Raw genomic sequence first — 16211 nt, 5'->3', positions numbered from 1 at the left:
AGGACGTGACATGCAACAAGCTCAAGGTCTCAAGCGCGGGCTGTCGGCCCGGCATATCCGTTTCATGGCGCTCGGTTCGGCAATCGGTACCGGGCTTTTCTACGGTTCGGCCTCGGCCATCCAGATGGCCGGCCCGGCCGTGCTGCTGGCCTACCTGATCGGCGGCGCTGCCGTGTTCATGGTCATGCGCGCCCTCGGCGAGATGGCCGTGCACAACCCGGTGGCCGGCTCTTTCGGCCACTACGCCAGCACCTACCTCGGCCCGATGGCCGGCTTCATCCTGGGCTGGACCTACGCCTTCGAGATGGTCATCGTCGCCATCGCCGATGTCACCGCCTTCGGTATCTACATGGGCTTCTGGTTCCCCGAGGTCGCCCGCTGGATCTGGGTGCTGGGTATCGTCTTCCTGATTGGCGGCCTGAACCTGTGCAACGTGCGGGTCTTCGGCGAGATGGAGTTCTGGCTGTCGCTGCTCAAGGTCGGCGCCATCGTCGCGATGATCCTCGCGGGCCTGGGCATCATGGCCTTTGGCTTCAGCCAGGTGGGCACCGGGCACGCGGTCGGGGTGAGCAATCTGTTCGACCATGGCGGCTTCATGCCCAATGGCGTCAGTGGCCTGATCGCCTCGTTCGCGGTGGTGATGTTCGCCTTCGGCGGCATTGAGATCATCGGCGTCACCGCCGGCGAGGCGAAAGATCCTCAGCGGGTCATCCCCAAGGCGATCAACGCCGTGCCGCTGCGCATCCTGCTGTTCTATGTGCTCACCCTGTTCGTGCTGATGTGCCTGTACCCGTGGCCGCAGATCGGCAGCCAGGGCAGCCCGTTCGTGCAGATCTTCAGCAACCTTGGGATCGGTTCGGCCGCGGCCGTGCTCAATATCGTGGTGATCTCGGCGGCGATCTCGGCAATCAACAGCGACATCTTCGGCGCCGGGCGCATGATGTATGGCCTGGCCCAGCACGGCCAGGCGCCGCGTGGCTTCGGCAAACTGTCGAAACACGGCGTACCGTGGATGACCGTGGTGGTGATGGGCGCGGCGCTGCTGATCGGCGTGCTGCTCAACTACCTGATCCCGGAAAACGTGTTCCTGCTGATCGCCTCGATCGCCACCTTCGCCACCGTGTGGGTGTGGCTGATGATCCTGGTCACCCAGGTTGCCATGCGTCGCAGCATGAACCGCGAGGAGGTCGCCCAGCTCAAGTTCCCGGTACCGTTCTGGCCCTATGGCCCGGCCCTGGCCATTGCCTTCATGGTGTTCATCTTCGGTGTGCTCGGCTACTTCCCTGACACCCAGGCGGCGTTGATCGTCGGCGTGATCTGGGTGGTGTTCCTGGTGGCGTCCTACCTGCTGTGGTGCAAGCCGCGCGCCGGTGGTGGCGAGCAGGTCCGGGAGCCTGCCGAGCTGCATCGCTGAATTAAAAAGGAGATCCTGATGAGAACCCTCTGGCAGCACTGCCACGCCGCGACCATGACTGATGGTCGCTACGCGGTCATCGAGGACGCGGCGATCGTCACCAGCGCTGGCCTGATCGAGTGGATCGGCCCCCGCGCTGACGTGCCTTCGGTCGCGGCCGACCGCGTCGTCGACCTGGACGGCGCCTGGCTCACCCCCGGGCTGATCGACTGCCATACCCACGCGGTATTTGGCGGCAACCGCAGCGGCGAATTCGAGCAGCGCCTGCAGGGCGTGAGCTATGCCGAGATCGCTGCCCAGGGCGGCGGTATCGCCAGCACCGTGCGGGCCACCCGCGCCGCCAGCGAGGACGAGCTGCTGGCCAGTGCCCGCCAGCGGGTCCAGGCGCTGATGCGCGACGGCGTGACCACGATCGAGATCAAGTCCGGCTATGGCCTGGACCTCGAGAACGAACGCAAGATGCTGCGCGTCGCCCGGCGCCTGGGCGAGGAGCTGCCGGTGACTGTACGCAGCACCTGCCTGGCTGCCCACGCCCTGCCGCCGGAATACGCGGGCAAGGCAGATGATTACATCGATCATATCTGCGAGCAGATGCTCCCGGCGCTGGCTGCCGAGGGGCTGGTGGACGCGGTGGACGCTTTCTGCGAGCACCTGGCGTTCTCCCCGGCTCAGGTCGAGCGCCTGTTCATCAAGGCGCGCGAGTTGGGGCTGCCGGTCAAGCTGCACGCCGAGCAGCTGTCTTCGCTGCACGGCTCGAGCCTGGCGGCGCGCTACCAGGCGCTGTCGGCCGACCACCTGGAGTTCATGACCGAGGAAGACGCCATCGCCATGGCCGAGGCCGGTACCGTTGCCGTGCTGTTGCCTGGGGCGTTCTACTTCCTGCGCGAAACCCAGCTGCCACCGATGGACGCCCTGCGCCGGCACGGCGTGAAGATCGCCCTGGCCAGCGACCTCAACCCCGGGACTTCACCGGGGCTGTCGCTGCGCCTGATGCTGAACATGGGCTGCACCTGTTTCCGCATGACCCCGGAAGAAGCGCTGGCCGGTGTCACCGTTCACGCCGCCACGGCGCTGGGGCTGGGCGACAGCCACGGCTCGCTGGAAGTGGGCAAGGTGGCAGACTTCATCGCTTGGCAGATCGAACGCCCGGCCGACCTCAGCTACTGGCTCGGCGGCGACCTGCCCAAGCGTGTGGTGCGCCTGGGCCATGAGATATCCAATTGAGCGAGGCGACATGGACAAGGTATTGAGTTTCCACCAGGGCCGCCTGCCCCTGCTGATCAGCATGCCCCACGCCGGGCTGGGTCTGACGCCAGCCGTGCGTGAAGGCCTGGTTGACCAGGCACGCAGCCTGCCAGACACCGACTGGCACATTCCACGCCTGTACGACTTCGCCCGTGACCTGGGCGCCAGTGTGGTGGCGGCCGAATACTCGCGTTTCGTCATCGACCTGAACCGCCCGGATGACGACAAGCCGCTGTACGCCGGCGCCACCACCGGCCTGTATCCGGCGACATTGTTCGACGGCAAGCCATTGTTCAGGGAAGGCCAGGTGCCCTCCGTTGAGGAGCGGGCAACGTACCTGGAAGAGATCTGGCGCCCCTACCACGACATGATACGTCGCGAGCTGGACCGTCTGCGTGCCGAGTTCGGTTATGCACTGCTCTGGGATGCTCACTCGATCCGTTCACATATACCCCACCTGTTCGATGGCAAGTTGCCGGACTTCAACCTGGGTACTTTCAATGGTGCCAGTTGCCACCCGGAGCTGGCCGAGCGGTTGCAGACTGCATGTGCCCAAGCCAAAGGCTACAGCCATGTCCTCAATGGCCGTTTCAAGGGCGGGCACATTACCCGCCATTACGGCGACCCGGGTAACGATATTCATGCCGTGCAGTTGGAGCTGGCGCAGTGCAACTACATGAATGAAACCGAGCCATTTGCCTACCGCGAAGACCTGGCCCAACCGACGCAGAAGGTATTGACGCAGCTTTTGCAGGCCCTTCTGGATTGGGGCAATGAACGGTACAGGCGCTGAAGTTTTCCTGTGGAGTTGGCGACGCGCCGCGGGCCATGTGCGTCGCCAGTTCAAGCAGTTAATCAGTTGTTGATCTGCGCTATTGTGAGCTCACGCAACAGCTCCTGCTCCTCCAGATCCCTATCATTTTGCAATCTCTGTTGCAGGCTTAGCTCCTCCCCAAGCGAATGATCCTTGTTGGCCAGCTCAAGCACGTGCTGGCGGAAACGGGTTTCAATTTCAGCGAAGCGGTCGGCATGTTCGGCTCGCAGGCGTGCAACCCAGTCCGTATTTGCCAACATATAGTCGACCAGAGCATCGCTCAGTTCACTTTTGCGAACGTTTTCCAGCACTTGCGACAATTCATTAGGCGCCAGATTCGCGGCACTTCGAAAACGCATGCTGTCGGCAAGTGGAAGGTCAAGTTCCTTGGCCAGCTCCCGCCGGTAGGCCAGTCGCACCGAAACCCGGTCACCCGGGCCGGATCGCTGGCTGGCCAGTTTCTCCAGCTGTTCGATCCTGAACAGCTGCAATAGACGCCGGCGTAACGTTTGCAAGGTATCGCCAGCCTCGATGATCAGGCGCTGCCCCATCAGGTACAACTCGATATTGTTGAACTCCTGCAATGCGCCATCGTGGCAAGTCTGCGAGCCTGTTTCAGGGTCGGGCAATGCGGCTGCGGCAATATTTTCCATGAGCGGGCGCTCATCCTGGTTGCTTGCGGCTACCACCAGCATCATGCGCACGCGCTCGCAGAAGCTGGCTTGTGTGTTCGGGTCGACGTAGGGCGCAGCATTGCGCAAACGGCCTGCCAGGCGCAGCAGGTCGCTGCCTTCGAGCATGTCCCAGCAGTCGCGCAAGGCCTCGTTCTGCGCATCGTTGCCAAGCATCCAGTCTTCAAGCCTGGGTTTATCGTCGCCCAGTAGCGGGAAGTGAGGGTGATCCAGTGAGCCTTCGCTCGATGAGTCGTCAAGCATCAGGTTGTCCGGGATATCCAGGGCGAAGGAATAACTGTGCTGGCTGTCCGAGAGCGCACGCACCCGAAGAATGGTTTCCAGTGGCAAAGGGTTGTCGAACAAGGCAATCGAAGAAATAGGCATGGAGTTGCCCAGGTTCGAGAGGATGTGCTCTGGCAACTGGGTGATGCTGTTGGAACTCAAGTCCAGCAGCTCCAGCGGCAGCAAACTGTCGCACCAGCTGGGCCAGGCTTGCAGGTCCATGTTGGTCAGCGCGAGTGATTGCAGGTTGCTGGACAGCTGCGCGGGAACCTGCCTGATGGTCCCCACGCGGTTGCCTGAGAGGTCCAGCGAGGTCAGGTGCTCCAGCCCTGCGAAGACTTCCAGCATCGCTTGATCGACTTCCAGGCCCATGTTGCGCATTTCCAGGTAGTTGAGTTGGGGAAGGTGTGCCAAGGCAGACGCCAGAGAAGAAGTGGCCGCCTGATGCGTATCAATGGTCAGCCGGGTGACGTTGGGGAAACGGCTGAGCAGTTTAGCGACCTCTGAAGCGGCGCCGCTCGTGCGGGTCAGGAAGAGCGCCCGAACGCGTTCTTCAAAAAATGCCGGAAGCCGTCTGGGGAAGTGTTCGACAGCCACATCCTCCAATTGCAAGCGAAGGTATTGCTGGCCCTGTTCCTGCTGTTCCCAGAATCGGCCGATCGCTGCCTGGATACGCTGCCTGTCCGCCAACGCTGCGGGTGTCAGCGGGTTGCGCGAACTGGACGCCTGGGCCCAGCCGTCGATCGCGTCGCGCATCTGCTGGCGCTCATCGCGGATGCGTGCAAGCCGGTCGGTGAGCGCCGCGGACACATCCACGGTGATACCGGCTGTCCCGGCCCACTCGTTCAACAGCAAACGCTGCAAATGGGTTTCATTGATTGGGTTGTCTTCGAGTGCAATCACCGTCGGGCTTGGCAGGGCGTCTGCTTCATTGAGCAGGAACGATGGCAATGACCTGAGGTTGTTGTTGCGCAGGGACAGGTGGGTGATGCGTCTCAGGGCATCACTGCCAATCCCGATAGGCCACTGCGTCAGTTGCATGTTATCCAGGCCCAGGAAATCCAGAGACAGCTGATGGAAGCTAGGGCTGTTGTTCTGGGCCAGGCGGTTGCCACTCAGATTCAGGTACCTCAACTGGCGCAATGCTGCCAACTGATTGAGGTCGTTTTCGGAGAGCGCGATGTTCTGGTTGGTTAGCACCAGTCTTTGCAGCTCGGGCAAGCGCTCGGTGATGGAAGGGACAGCGAGAAGGAATAAGGACGGTGTAGCTCTGGGGTTGTACGGCCGGCTGATTTCAAGTGATTCGATCTGCGGCATCAACCTGAGCAGGCGTTGCAGCAAGCGTTCGTGCTGTGCCCAGCCGGCGAGGCTGCCTGACGGTAGATCGACCAGGCTCAAACTGCGTATGCGACGGTAGAAGAAATCGGGCAAGGTCAGGGGGACATCGGCCAAGGAAACCCGCGTGATGCGGAGCTCAGCCGTGTGCTCGCCGCTTTCATCCAGAGCGGTGTCATACCAGTGTTGCATGATTGACTCGCGCAGGCGGCTGTAGTCCTGTGCAGCTTGCTCTGTCACGGGGGAAAAGGCCTCGCTCCAGTCAGCCAGCCTGCTTTGCAATTCATTGCGCTGCTCCAGCAGCACCTGCAGGTGTTCGAGCGTCTGCAATTGCGTACGTCCGCGATTGGCAAGCGAAAACAGTACCTGATCCGCCGAAAGCCCAGTGTGTGTGGCAAGGCCTGTTGCTTCGACAGCGTCGATCAGGCGCTGGTGGGTAATGCCTTGTGTTGCAGGGCCACCCCCGCTCAGCGGATAGCCCAGGCGCCCATCGGCCAGGCGCATGGGCGAACGGTAGCCAGGGAGCACTGGTTGCATGCCCAGAAACGTCCTCAAGGTCGAGCGGGGCAGCAAGGGGAGGGCCTGTACCAGGTGCTTTAATGCTTGCCGATCTGCGACACGCAACTGCGTCATGGCCTTTGGCAGCGCTTGATATATCGCTGAGTAAAGGTCAGCGTATGCCGTGAGCCCTGCACTCGGGCGGCTTTTATCGTGAACGATGTAGCCTGCCTCGGCATGAGTGATGGTCTGGTAGGGGCGCGTGTCCTGGGGGCCGATGCTCTGCGACTGGGCAGGCCAGGACATGCGCTGCAGCACTTGCAGTTTTGTCTCGGCCGGCCAGCCTGGTAGTCGCTCAAGCGTGTGCAGGATCAGTCGGTCACTGTCCCAGTTTGGCACCCCGGACAGGTACAGCCCTTCGCAGGCGCGGGCCAGGCGAATGTGTTGCAGGTAGACGCGGATTTCCTCTCCAAGGCGTATGGGTATCTTGCCGCTGCCAAGCATTTGCCGTTCGCTGGCGCTAGCGCCGCGTTCCAGCTCAGCGATTACGGGGACCGGCAGGTTCGGATACACCCGCTGTATGGTCTCGGCTCCCGGCGCCAGATTGCTCGGTAGGCGGGCGTAAGCTCTGGAATACTCCGTTGGCCAGGTGCTTGCGTCAGGTAGCTGGCGGATGGTTTCGTCAAGCTTGAAGCGTTGCATCGTGTCTTCCAGCAAGGCCGGCAGCCGCTGGTTCTCGGCCAAGACCCGGCGCAGTACGTCTTCGTGGGTGTCGCTTACGGCGAGTATCCGTTGTAGCGTTGGCTCGTCGAAGTGGTTGTTCAAATGACCGATACGGCGTAACAGGGCGCCGCCCGACCAGCTCAGTGGCTGATCGGTTACTTGCAACCAGGCCCCGGCCCCATTATGTCGTAGCGATGGCTGATAACCGCCAGCCTTGCTGGGGTGTTCGATGCTGTAGGTGCCTCTATCCGCATTCCATTTGAGTGAAAATGCCTTGCCTTCAAGGCGTAACCAGATCTTCCCATCCTGGCGGTACAGCCCGAGCTCATCTGGTTTGGCCTGTGAGGGAAACGCGATGTCTTGTGCAAAGGGAGTCAGGTCCTTCTTCCACAAGCGCGTACTGCCATCCGGTAGCTCAACCTCCACCAGTTCCTCGATGAAGGAGGGCGTTGTCACAGCAATATGTTCTACCTCGGGCTCTTCCAGCGCGGCGCCTGTTTCGCCGACTTCTGTTCTCGTCGCTTTGGCTGCCGCGCTCAGTACGGCCATGATCGCCACGTTTTCGATCACATCGACCATGTAGGTGAAGGCTTTTTCGCGTTCGTCGTTTTTCCAGGCCTCGATGCCTTCGTATACCTCATGGGCTAGCTGGGTCACGCAGACGGCAAGCATCACCTCGCCCAGTCCGGGCACGAAGAAACCGGCGATGTTCAGGGCCGTCAGCACGCGGCCGGCGATCATTTTCCGGTGAGCCTGGGCGGTGCGCCGGTCGACGATTTCAGTCGGGATGGCGTTGAACAACGCATCTTTTTCATGGCGTTGGGCTTTCTGAAACGCCATGGCGCCTTGGAACGCGTGGCTGAAAGGCTCGGCAACCGGATACAGGGTGGCATGTGGGTCAGGGACACCCTCAAGTACCCCGCGGGCACTCCAGGTGATGGGCGTGAACCGGTCCTTGAGACGAGATATCGTCGACGCTTTGTCACGGTCGGCGATGTGTTTGTCCAGGTAGCTGATGTTGGCCTGGAGCCGGTCGCGCAAGTCGGCCTGCAAGGCCTCCAGGGTTGTAAATTCCTTGAGGGGCTCTGCGCTGTCCTCTGGGTTGTACAGGGCCACGGCCTGATGCCCTTTGGCCTGAAAGGTCATGAGCACAATCCCGGTCAGCTGCGTTTCCCACAGGTAGAGATAGCTGAACGTCACCTGCGAGGCCGCCGATAGCGGCTGGTCAAGCGGGACGGCAAGGGCTGCGGTGTACAGCGGTTCGCTGATATCGCCTTTGAGGCGGGCGAAATGTAAAGACTGCCGGAAGGCCGAGACCTCTGCTTGCCCCAGGGTCTGGTAAACGGACAGCTTGGCTTCATCGGCGCTGAGCTGCGTCGTGGCCGCAGGGTAATAGATCGCATGCACCAGTTGGTGATACTTGCCGCCGATGTCCAGCGTACGGCACAGGTCGGCGAAGTCTTCGGCGGCGATATCCACGGCATTGGTGATCGGCACGGTGCCCATGAAGCGCCGGTGATCGAGGATGACGGACTTCTTCAGCAGTGCCTTGGGTGCGTTCATCCCATGTTCGGCAGCGGTGTACTGGTCAAAGTTGTGCAGGGCACTTTGCAGCAACGAGCGTGTAGCCTGGTTCACGGCATGCGCGCGTCGCTTGTATTGGTAGGGTCGATCAGGCGTGCATCGACCAAGTGTGTGTTGTGCACATCCAGGTCGAGCCCGAACCGCTGCTTGATGGCTTCAGTCAGTCGCTGGGCGGCGTAGGCTTGCAGGTCGGGTAGTTGTTCGAACAGTTTCTGCACCTGTGCCTGGTGTTCACGGTGGCGGGCATGTTCCTCCTGCCACGCTTTGGCAATTTCCGGTAGCCGCCGGATTGCTGCGGTCAGCCAAGCTGGGGCCTGCTGCCAATTGCGCATGGCGCGATGGGTGTCTGGCGGGGCTTGCTTGAGCCAGGCGGGGATCTTGCGCTCGATGGCAGTGTAATGAGCGCTGGACGAAGTTGTGGAGGGGGGTGGCATGGTGGGCCCTTGCTAGGTATGGGGCAAGGGACTATCGATGAGTTGGCTGGCGTGTTGGAGGTAAATGTATGTGCCCGGCTCGCGGTGGTGTCCGAGAGGACGGTGCTCAAAGCGCAATTCAGGTTTATGATGGCCCACGGCCGAACCAAACCTCACACGGAGTGCGCGATGCAGACCCTCTACCCGCAGATCAAACCCTACGCCCGGCACGATCTGGCCGTGGAAGCGCCGCATGTGCTGTATGTCGATGAGAGCGGCTCGCCGGAAGGTCTGCCCGTGGTGTTCATCCACGGCGGTCCGGGCGCGGGCTGTGATGCCCAGAGCCGTTGCTACTTCGACCCCAACCTGTACCGCATCGTCACCTTCGATCAGCGCGGCTGCGGTCGCTCCACGCCCCATGCGAGCCTGGAGAACAACACCACCTGGCACCTGGTCGAGGACCTGGAGCGCATCCGCGAGCACCTCGGCATCGAGAAATGGGTGCTGTTCGGCGGCTCCTGGGGCTCCACGCTGGCCCTGGCCTACGCCCAGAAGCACCCCGATCGCGTGCACGGCCTGATCCTGCGCGGCATCTTCCTGTGTCGCCCGCAGGAGATCACCTGGTTCTACCAGGAAGGCGCCAGCCGCCTGTTCCCCGACTATTGGCAGGACTACATCGCGCCGATCCCGGCAGAAGAGCGCGGCGACCTGGTCAAGGCCTTCCACAAGCGCCTGACTGGTAACGACCAGATCGCCCAGATGCATGCTGCCAAGGCCTGGTCCACCTGGGAGGGCCGCACCGCGACCCTGCGTCCGAACCCGCTGGTGGTCGACCGCTTCTCCGAGCCGCAGCGCGCCCTGTCGATTGCTCGCATCGAATGCCACTACTTCACCAACAACGCCTTCCTCGAGCAGGACCAACTGATTCGCGACATGCCGAAGATCGCCCACTTGCCGGCGGTGATCGTGCATGGTCGCTACGACGTGATCTGCCCGCTGGACAACGCCTGGGAGCTGCACCAGGCCTGGCCGAACAGCGAGCTGAAGGTGATCCGCGACGCCGGCCACGCCGCCTCCGAGCCCGGCATCACCGATGCCCTGGTGCGCGCCGCCGACCAGATGGCCCGACGCCTGCTCGACCTGCCCCTGGAAGAAGCATGAAGGGGCTGATCCAGCGCGTGCGCGGCGCCCGGGTTGAGGTGGCGGGGGAAATCGTCGGCGCCATCGACCAGGGGTTGCTGGCGCTGGTGGCGGTCGAGCCTGAAGATTCGCCTGAGCATGCCGACAAGCTGTTGCACAAACTGCTGAACTACCGGGTGTTCAGCGACGAACAGGGCAAGATGAACCGTTCGCTCAAGGATGTCGGTGGTGGCCTGCTGCTGGTGTCGCAGTTCACCCTGGCCGCCGACACCCGCAACGGCATGCGCCCGAGCTTTTCGACGGCTGCGCCACCGGCCCTCGGCGCCGAACTGTTCGACTATCTGCTGCGCCAGGCACAGGGTCAGCACGCGGTTGTGGCCAGTGGTCGCTTCGGTGCCGACATGCAGGTGCATCTGGTCAATGATGGCCCGGTAACATTTATGTTACAAATATGAGGTCAAAAAACCCTTTGTTTGTCGAAAAACAAGGGGTTTTGTACGATAAATAGTTTGTTCAGCCTGATGCGTTGTAACGCGACCTGCTGGATAATCGCGCGCTGCATGAACCTGCGTTCGCAGGTTCGTTTCACTTTGACTCGAGCATTGTCAGGATCCGTTTGGGGAATCATTAGGCCCTCACGGGGTCCGAACAGTGCTCGCCAACCCGGCATTGGTCGCTGGCCGTTGGTTTCATGATCTGTTTTCGGCGAGGATTGCTCGTGATTGTAAGCCCCTGTATTGCACCTAGAATCCCCGGTACCCGGCTGCGCAAGGCCATGCTGGCCGGCGTGGCGCTGGTCGGCCTGATGAGCGCGGGCCAGCTGTGGGCATTCAATCTGGACGATGTTGCAGCCAAGGCAAAGGATCTGGCCGGTCAGAAGTTCGAGGCACCGAAGAGCAACCTGCCGCCGGTGTTCCGCGACATGAAGTACGCCGACTACCAGAAGATCCGCTTCCTGCAGGAAAAGGCCGAGTGGGCCAAGGACAAGACGCCGTTCAAGCTCTCGTTCTACCACCAGGGCATGCATTTCGACACGCCGGTGACCATCAACGAGATCACCGCCAACAAGGTCAGGGAAATCAAGTACGACCCGAGCCGCTTCGAGTTCGGTGACGTGCCGCACGACGCCGACGCCACCAAGAACCTCGGCTACGCCGGTTTCCGCGTGCTCTACCCGATCAACAAGGCCGACAAGCAAGATGAGATCATGACTCTGCTTGGCGCCAGCTATTTCCGCGTGGTCGGCAAGGGCCACCGCTACGGCCTGTCGGCCCGTGGCCTGGCCATCGACACCGCGCTGCCGTCCGGCGAGGAGTTCCCGCGCTTTCGCGAGTTCTGGATCGAAAAACCCAAGCCGAATGACAAGCACCTGGTGATCTACGCACTGCTCGACTCGCCGCGCTCCACCGGCGCCTACAAGCTGACCCTGCGTCCGGGCGAGGATACCCTGGTCGACGTCAAGTCGCGGGTCTACCTGCGTGACAACGTCAGCCGCCTGGGCATCGCCCCGCTGACCAGCATGTACCTGTTCGGCCCCAACCAGCCGTCCAAGGTCATGAACTACCGTCCGGCCCTGCACGATTCCGAAGGCCTGTCGATTCACGCCGGCAACGGCGAATGGCTGTGGCGTCCGCTGAACAACCCCAAACACTTGGCCGTGAGCAACTTCAGTGTCGAGAACCCGCGTGGTTTCGGCCTGCTGCAGCGCCAGCGCGACTTCAGCGACTACGAAGACCTCGACGACGAATACGAGAAGCGCCCGAGCGCCTGGATCGAGCCGAAGGGTGACTGGGGCAAGGGCACTGTCGACCTGGTCGAGATCCCGACCGCCGACGAGACCAACGACAACATCGTGGCCTTCTGGAGTCCGGAAAAACTGCCGGAGGTAGGCAAGCCGTTCGAGTACGACTACCGCCTGCGCTGGACCATCAAGGAAGACCAGCTGCACTCGCCTGAGCTGGGCTGGGTCAAGCAGACCTTGCGTTCCACCGGCGACGTCAAGCAGTCCAACCTGATCCGTCAGCCCGATGGCACCATCGCCTTCCTGGTCGACTTCATCGGCCCGAACCTTGCCAGCCTGCCGGCCGACACCGCCGTGCGCAGTCAGGTCAGCGTTGGCGACAACGCCGAAGTGGTCGAGAACAACCTGCGTTACAACCCGGAAACCAAAGGCTGGCGCCTGACCCTGCGCCTGAAGGTGCAGGATCCGAAGAAATCCACCGAGATGCGTGCCGCGCTGCTGCGTGACGTTCCGGTCGAGCAGCCCAAGCCGGCCAAGGATGCCAAGCAGGACAAGGCCGCGGCCAAGCACGCTCACGCCAAGGCCGAGAAAGCCAAGGCCGAGAAGGCTGCCGAGCAACCCGCCGCCGATGCGGCATCCACCAACGGGACCCCGGCCACCACCGAGAAAGTGCTGACCGAGACCTGGAGCTATCAGTTGCCTGCCGATGAGTAACTCAAGCGCAAGGCCGGAATCGCTGAGCGAATACCTGGCCCACCTTCCCCTGAGCGACGAGCAGCGTGCGGAACTTGCCCGCTGCACCTCCTTCAGCGAGCTGCACCAACACCTGGCGGCCCAACCGGCCGCCGGCACCACCGAGGCCGCCCAGGCTTCGGTGGGCGCCCGTCTTACCGTCGGCAGCGCCGCCGAACTGGAAGACGCCGAGATGCTCGGCGTCGATGCCGGTGGGCGGCTGTGCCTGAAGATCGCCCCGCCGATCAAGCGTACCAAGGTCGTGCCCGAGCCTTGGCGCACCAACATCCTGATCCGCATGTGGCGCCGCATGACCGGCCGCACCAACGCCCCGCAGCCGCCCAAGCGCGAGCTGCCGCCGGCGCGCTGGCGCACGGTCGGTTCGATCCGCCGTTACATCCTGCTGACCCTGATGATCGGCCAGACCCTCGTCGCCGGCTGGTACATGAAGGGCATCCTGCCTTACCAGGGCTGGTCGTTCGTCGATCTCGACGAGATCCTCAACCAGCCGTTGTGGGACACGGTGGTGCAGGTGTGGCCGTATGCGCTGCAGACCTCCATCCTGGTCCTGTTCGGCATCCTGTTCTGCTGGGTGTCGGCGGGCTTCTGGACCGCCCTGATGGGCTTCCTCGAGCTGCTCACCGGGCGTGACAAGTACAAGATTTCCGGCAGCAGCGCCGGCAACGAGCCGATCGCGCCCGAGGCGCGCACCGCGCTGGTGATGCCGATCTGCAACGAAGACGTGCCACGGGTGTTCGCCGGCCTGCGCGCCACCTTCGAATCGGTGGCCGCCAGCGGCAACCTCGACCGCTTCGATTTCTTCGTGCTCAGCGACACCAACGACACCGATATCGCCGTCGCCGAGCAGCAGGCCTGGCTCGACGTGTGCCGTGAAACCAAGGGCTTCGGCCGCATCTTCTACCGCCGCCGCCGGCGCCGGGTGAAGCGCAAGAGCGGCAACCTCGACGACTTCTGCCGTCGCTGGGGCGGCGAATACAAGTACATGGTCGTGCTCGACGCCGACAGCGTCATGAGTGGCGAGTGCCTGAGCAGCCTGGTGCGCCTGATGGAGGCCAACCCGGACGCCGGTATCATCCAGACCGGGCCGAAAGCCTCGGGCATGGACACCCTGTATGCGCGCATGCAGCAGTTCGCCACCCGCGTGTACGGCCCGCTGTTTACCGCCGGCCTGCACTTCTGGCAGCTGGGCGAGTCGCACTATTGGGGCCACAACGCGATCATCCGCATGAAACCGTTCATCGAGCACTGCGCCCTGGCGCCGTTGCCGGGCAAAGGTGCGTTTGCTGGTGCGATCCTCTCCCACGACTTCGTCGAAGCCGCGCTGATGCGCCGTGCCGGTTGGGGCGTGTGGATCGCCTATGACCTGCCGGGCAGCTACGAAGAGCTGCCGCCGAACCTGCTCGACGAACTCAAGCGCGACCGCCGCTGGTGCCACGGCAACCTGATGAACTTCCGCCTGTTCCTGGTCAAGGGCATGCACCCGGTGCACCGCGCGGTGTTCCTCACCGGGGTGATGTCGTACCTGTCGGCGCCGCTGTGGTTCCTGTTCCTGGTGCTGTCGACGGCGCTGCTGGCGACCAACACCCTGATGGAGCCGCAGTACTTCATCGAGCCGTTCCAGCTTTACCCGCTGTGGCCGCAGTGGCACCCGGAGAAAGCCATCGCGCTGTTCTCCACCACCATCGTGCTGCTGTTCCTGCCCAAGCTGCTCAGCGTCATCCTGATCTGGGCCAAAGGCGCCACCGAATTTGGCGGGCGCATCAAGGTCACCCTGTCGATGCTGATGGAGATGCTGTTCTCCATGCTGCTGGCGCCGGTGCGGATGATCTTCCACACCCGCTTCGTGCTGGCCGCGTTCCTCGGCTGGGCCGCGACCTGGAACTCGCCGCAGCGTGACGACGACTCGACTCCGTGGAGCGAGGCGGTACGTCGCCATGGTCCGCAGACCCTGCTGGGCATCGCCTGGGCTGGCCTGGTGGCCTGGCTGAACCCGAGCTTCCTGTGGTGGCTGGCGCCGATCGTCGGCTCGCTGGTGCTGTCGATCCCGGTGTCGGTAATTTCCAGCCGCACGCGCCTGGGCCTGGCGGCCAAGGACGAGAAGCTGTTCCTCATCCCCGAGGAATATGCAACGCCGCAAGAGCTGCTGGCGACCGACCAGTACACCCACGAGAACCGCTGGCACGCCCTGCATGACGGTTTCGTCCGTGCCGTGGTCGACCCGCGCCAGAACGCCCTGGCCTGTGCCATGGCCACTGCGCGTCACGGCCAGGCGGCTCCGATCGAGGCGCTGCGCGCCGAGCGCGTGGGCAAGGCACTGGAAGTCGGCCCGAAAGGCCTGGACCTGAACACCCGCCTGGCGCTGCTCAGCGATCCGGTGGCGCTATCGCGTCTGCACGAGCAGGTGTGGGCCGGGCACAACACGGCGTGGATCGATGTGTGGCGGGCGTCCATCGCCAACGATCCGCACTCGCCGCTGCTGCCGCTGCATCCGGAGAACGTGGCCCAGCCAGCCTTGGCCGGCGCCTGACCCTTCCTTGGGGCCGCTTCGCGGCCCGTTCGCCGGCAAGCCGGCTCCCACAGGTGCAACACTATCCTTGTGAGAGCCGGCTTGCCGGCGATACGAGGGCAAAGCCCTCGTTCTTCGCCATCTTTTGGCCAACAAAGTCCCCCCCGGCTCTAGGTCCTGCGCCGCGCATGCGTTAGCATCCGTCCCGATATTGCGCATCGGTCTGTCGGACCGTGCTTACAAGAAAAAATCTGCGTACTTCTTGCTAGGGGACTTGGTGATGATTAAGAAATACCTGTCGCGACTGCTGGTAGGTGCGACCGCCCTGATCGCGGTGACCGCCGCCCAGGCCGGCGCCATCGACGACGCGGTCAAGCGTGGCACCCTGCGCGTGGGCATGGACCCGACCTACATGCCGTTCGAAATGACCAACAAGCGCGGTGAGATCATCGGCTTCGAGGTCGACATCCTCAAGGCCATGGCCAAGTCCATGGGCGTCAAGCTGGAGATGGTTTCCACCGCCTACGACGGCATCATCCCGGCCCTGATGACCGACAAGTTCGACTTCATCGGCAGCGGCATGACCCTGACCCAGGAACGCAACCTGCGCCTGAACTTCAGTGAACCCTTCATCGTGGTTGGCCAGACCCTGCTGATCCGCAAGGAGCTGGCGGGCGAGATCAAGTCGTACAAGGACCTGAACAACGAGAAGTACCGCCTCACTTCCAAGCTTGGCACCACCGGCGAGATGGTCGCGAAGAAGCTGATCAGCAAGGCCAAGTACCACGGCTACGACAACGAGCAGGAAGGGGTGATGGACGTGGTCAACGGCAAGGCCGACGCCTTCGTCTACGACTCGCCGTACAACGTGGTGGCGGTGGAGAAGGCCGGCGCCGGCAAGCTGGTGTTCCTGGAAGAGCCCTTCACCTACGAGCCGCTGGCCTTCGGCCTGAAGAAAGGCGACTACGACAGCATCAACTACATCAACAACTTCCTGCACCAGATCAAGCATGACGGGACCTACGATCGTATTCACGACAAGTGGTTCAAGAGCAAGGACTGGCTGAAGGAAATGGAATAAGGCCCGGG

10 protein-coding genes are annotated in these 16211 nt (G+C 62.7%); 8 read left to right on the top strand and 2 right to left on the bottom strand.

Annotated elements, in window-relative coordinates; all coding sequences use genetic code 11:
* Nucleotides 1–10: 10 nt before the first annotated feature.
* From AC25MA_RS04170 to hutG, 3 genes are read left to right on the top strand one after another with little or no spacing between them, the layout of a single operon-like run.
* A complete protein-coding gene (locus tag AC25MA_RS04170; RefSeq protein WP_028688390.1) occupies nucleotides 11–1414 on the top strand; it encodes an amino acid permease in 1404 nt (467 codons plus the stop codon).
* A gap of 18 nt (nucleotides 1415–1432) precedes the next feature.
* Nucleotides 1433–2638 (top strand): imidazolonepropionase, encoded by a 1206-nt coding sequence (hutI, locus tag AC25MA_RS04165; protein ID WP_028688389.1) that lies wholly within the window; start codon nucleotides 1433–1435, stop codon nucleotides 2636–2638.
* A 10-nt stretch (nucleotides 2639–2648) separates the two neighbouring features.
* A complete protein-coding gene (gene hutG, locus AC25MA_RS04160) occupies nucleotides 2649–3452 on the top strand; it encodes an N-formylglutamate deformylase (RefSeq protein WP_088852242.1) in 804 nt (267 codons plus the stop codon).
* A gap of 62 nt (nucleotides 3453–3514) precedes the next feature.
* On the opposite strand, the gene AC25MA_RS04155 is transcribed toward hutG, so the two are convergent.
* Nucleotides 3515–8623, bottom strand: coding sequence for a dermonecrotic toxin domain-containing protein (locus tag AC25MA_RS04155; protein ID WP_486971803.1), 5109 nt, complete (start codon nucleotides 8621–8623; stop codon nucleotides 3515–3517).
* Nucleotides 8620–9003: a dermonecrotic toxin domain-containing protein gene (locus tag AC25MA_RS04150; RefSeq protein WP_486971802.1), complete on the bottom strand. Its 384-nt coding sequence runs from the start codon at nucleotides 9001–9003 to the stop codon at nucleotides 8620–8622. The genes AC25MA_RS04155 and AC25MA_RS04150 overlap by 4 nt, the downstream gene beginning before the upstream one ends.
* A 168-nt stretch (nucleotides 9004–9171) precedes the next feature.
* Here AC25MA_RS04150 and pip point away from each other — a divergent pair, with 168 nt between their 5' ends.
* The 5 genes from pip to AC25MA_RS04125 all read left to right on the top strand — a co-directional run bounded on the left by pip (nucleotide 9172) and on the right by AC25MA_RS04125 (nucleotide 16203).
* Nucleotides 9172–10143: a prolyl aminopeptidase gene (gene pip / locus AC25MA_RS04145; protein ID WP_028688386.1), complete on the top strand. Its 972-nt coding sequence runs from the start codon at nucleotides 9172–9174 to the stop codon at nucleotides 10141–10143.
* On the top strand, nucleotides 10140–10577 hold the full coding sequence (gene dtd, locus AC25MA_RS04140) for a D-aminoacyl-tRNA deacylase (protein WP_028688385.1): 438 nt from the start codon (nucleotides 10140–10142) through the stop codon (nucleotides 10575–10577). Before pip ends, dtd begins: the two co-directional genes overlap by 4 nt.
* A gap of 263 nt (nucleotides 10578–10840) precedes the next feature.
* Nucleotides 10841–12577, top strand: a complete 1737-nt coding sequence (locus AC25MA_RS04135; protein ID WP_083241983.1) for a glucan biosynthesis protein G — start codon at nucleotides 10841–10843, stop codon at nucleotides 12575–12577.
* Entirely contained in the window at nucleotides 12570–15143 is a 2574-nt protein-coding gene (gene mdoH, locus AC25MA_RS04130; RefSeq protein ID WP_028688383.1) for a glucans biosynthesis glucosyltransferase MdoH, read from the top strand. The genes AC25MA_RS04135 and mdoH overlap by 8 nt, the downstream gene beginning before the upstream one ends.
* Before the next feature lie 262 nt (nucleotides 15144–15405).
* Complete coding sequence (locus tag AC25MA_RS04125; RefSeq protein WP_028688382.1) at nucleotides 15406–16203, top strand: transporter substrate-binding domain-containing protein; 798 nt, start codon at nucleotides 15406–15408, stop codon at nucleotides 16201–16203.
* Nucleotides 16204–16211: the final 8 nt, after the last annotated feature.

Source organism: Pseudomonas sp. P65(2024) (assembly GCF_057480955.1).
This window is presented reverse-complemented; position numbering and strand designations above follow the sequence as displayed.

What these genes read in the sequence shown, in the direction of transcription:
- AC25MA_RS04170 (WP_028688390.1), top strand. Translation starts at nt 11, where the DNA reads ATGCAACAAGCTCAAGGTCTCAAGCGCGGGCTGTCGGCCCGGCATATC.
- hutI (WP_028688389.1), top strand. Translation starts at nt 1,433, where the DNA reads ATGAGAACCCTCTGGCAGCACTGCCACGCCGCGACCATGACTGATGGT.
- hutG (WP_088852242.1), top strand. Translation starts at nt 2,649, where the DNA reads ATGGACAAGGTATTGAGTTTCCACCAGGGCCGCCTGCCCCTGCTGATC.
- AC25MA_RS04150 (WP_486971802.1), bottom strand. Translation starts at nt 9,003, where the DNA reads ATGCCACCCCCCTCCACAACTTCGTCCAGCGCTCATTACACTGCCATC.
- pip (WP_028688386.1), top strand. Translation starts at nt 9,172, where the DNA reads ATGCAGACCCTCTACCCGCAGATCAAACCCTACGCCCGGCACGATCTG.
- dtd (WP_028688385.1), top strand. Translation starts at nt 10,140, where the DNA reads ATGAAGGGGCTGATCCAGCGCGTGCGCGGCGCCCGGGTTGAGGTGGCG.
- mdoH (WP_028688383.1), top strand. Translation starts at nt 12,570, where the DNA reads ATGAGTAACTCAAGCGCAAGGCCGGAATCGCTGAGCGAATACCTGGCC.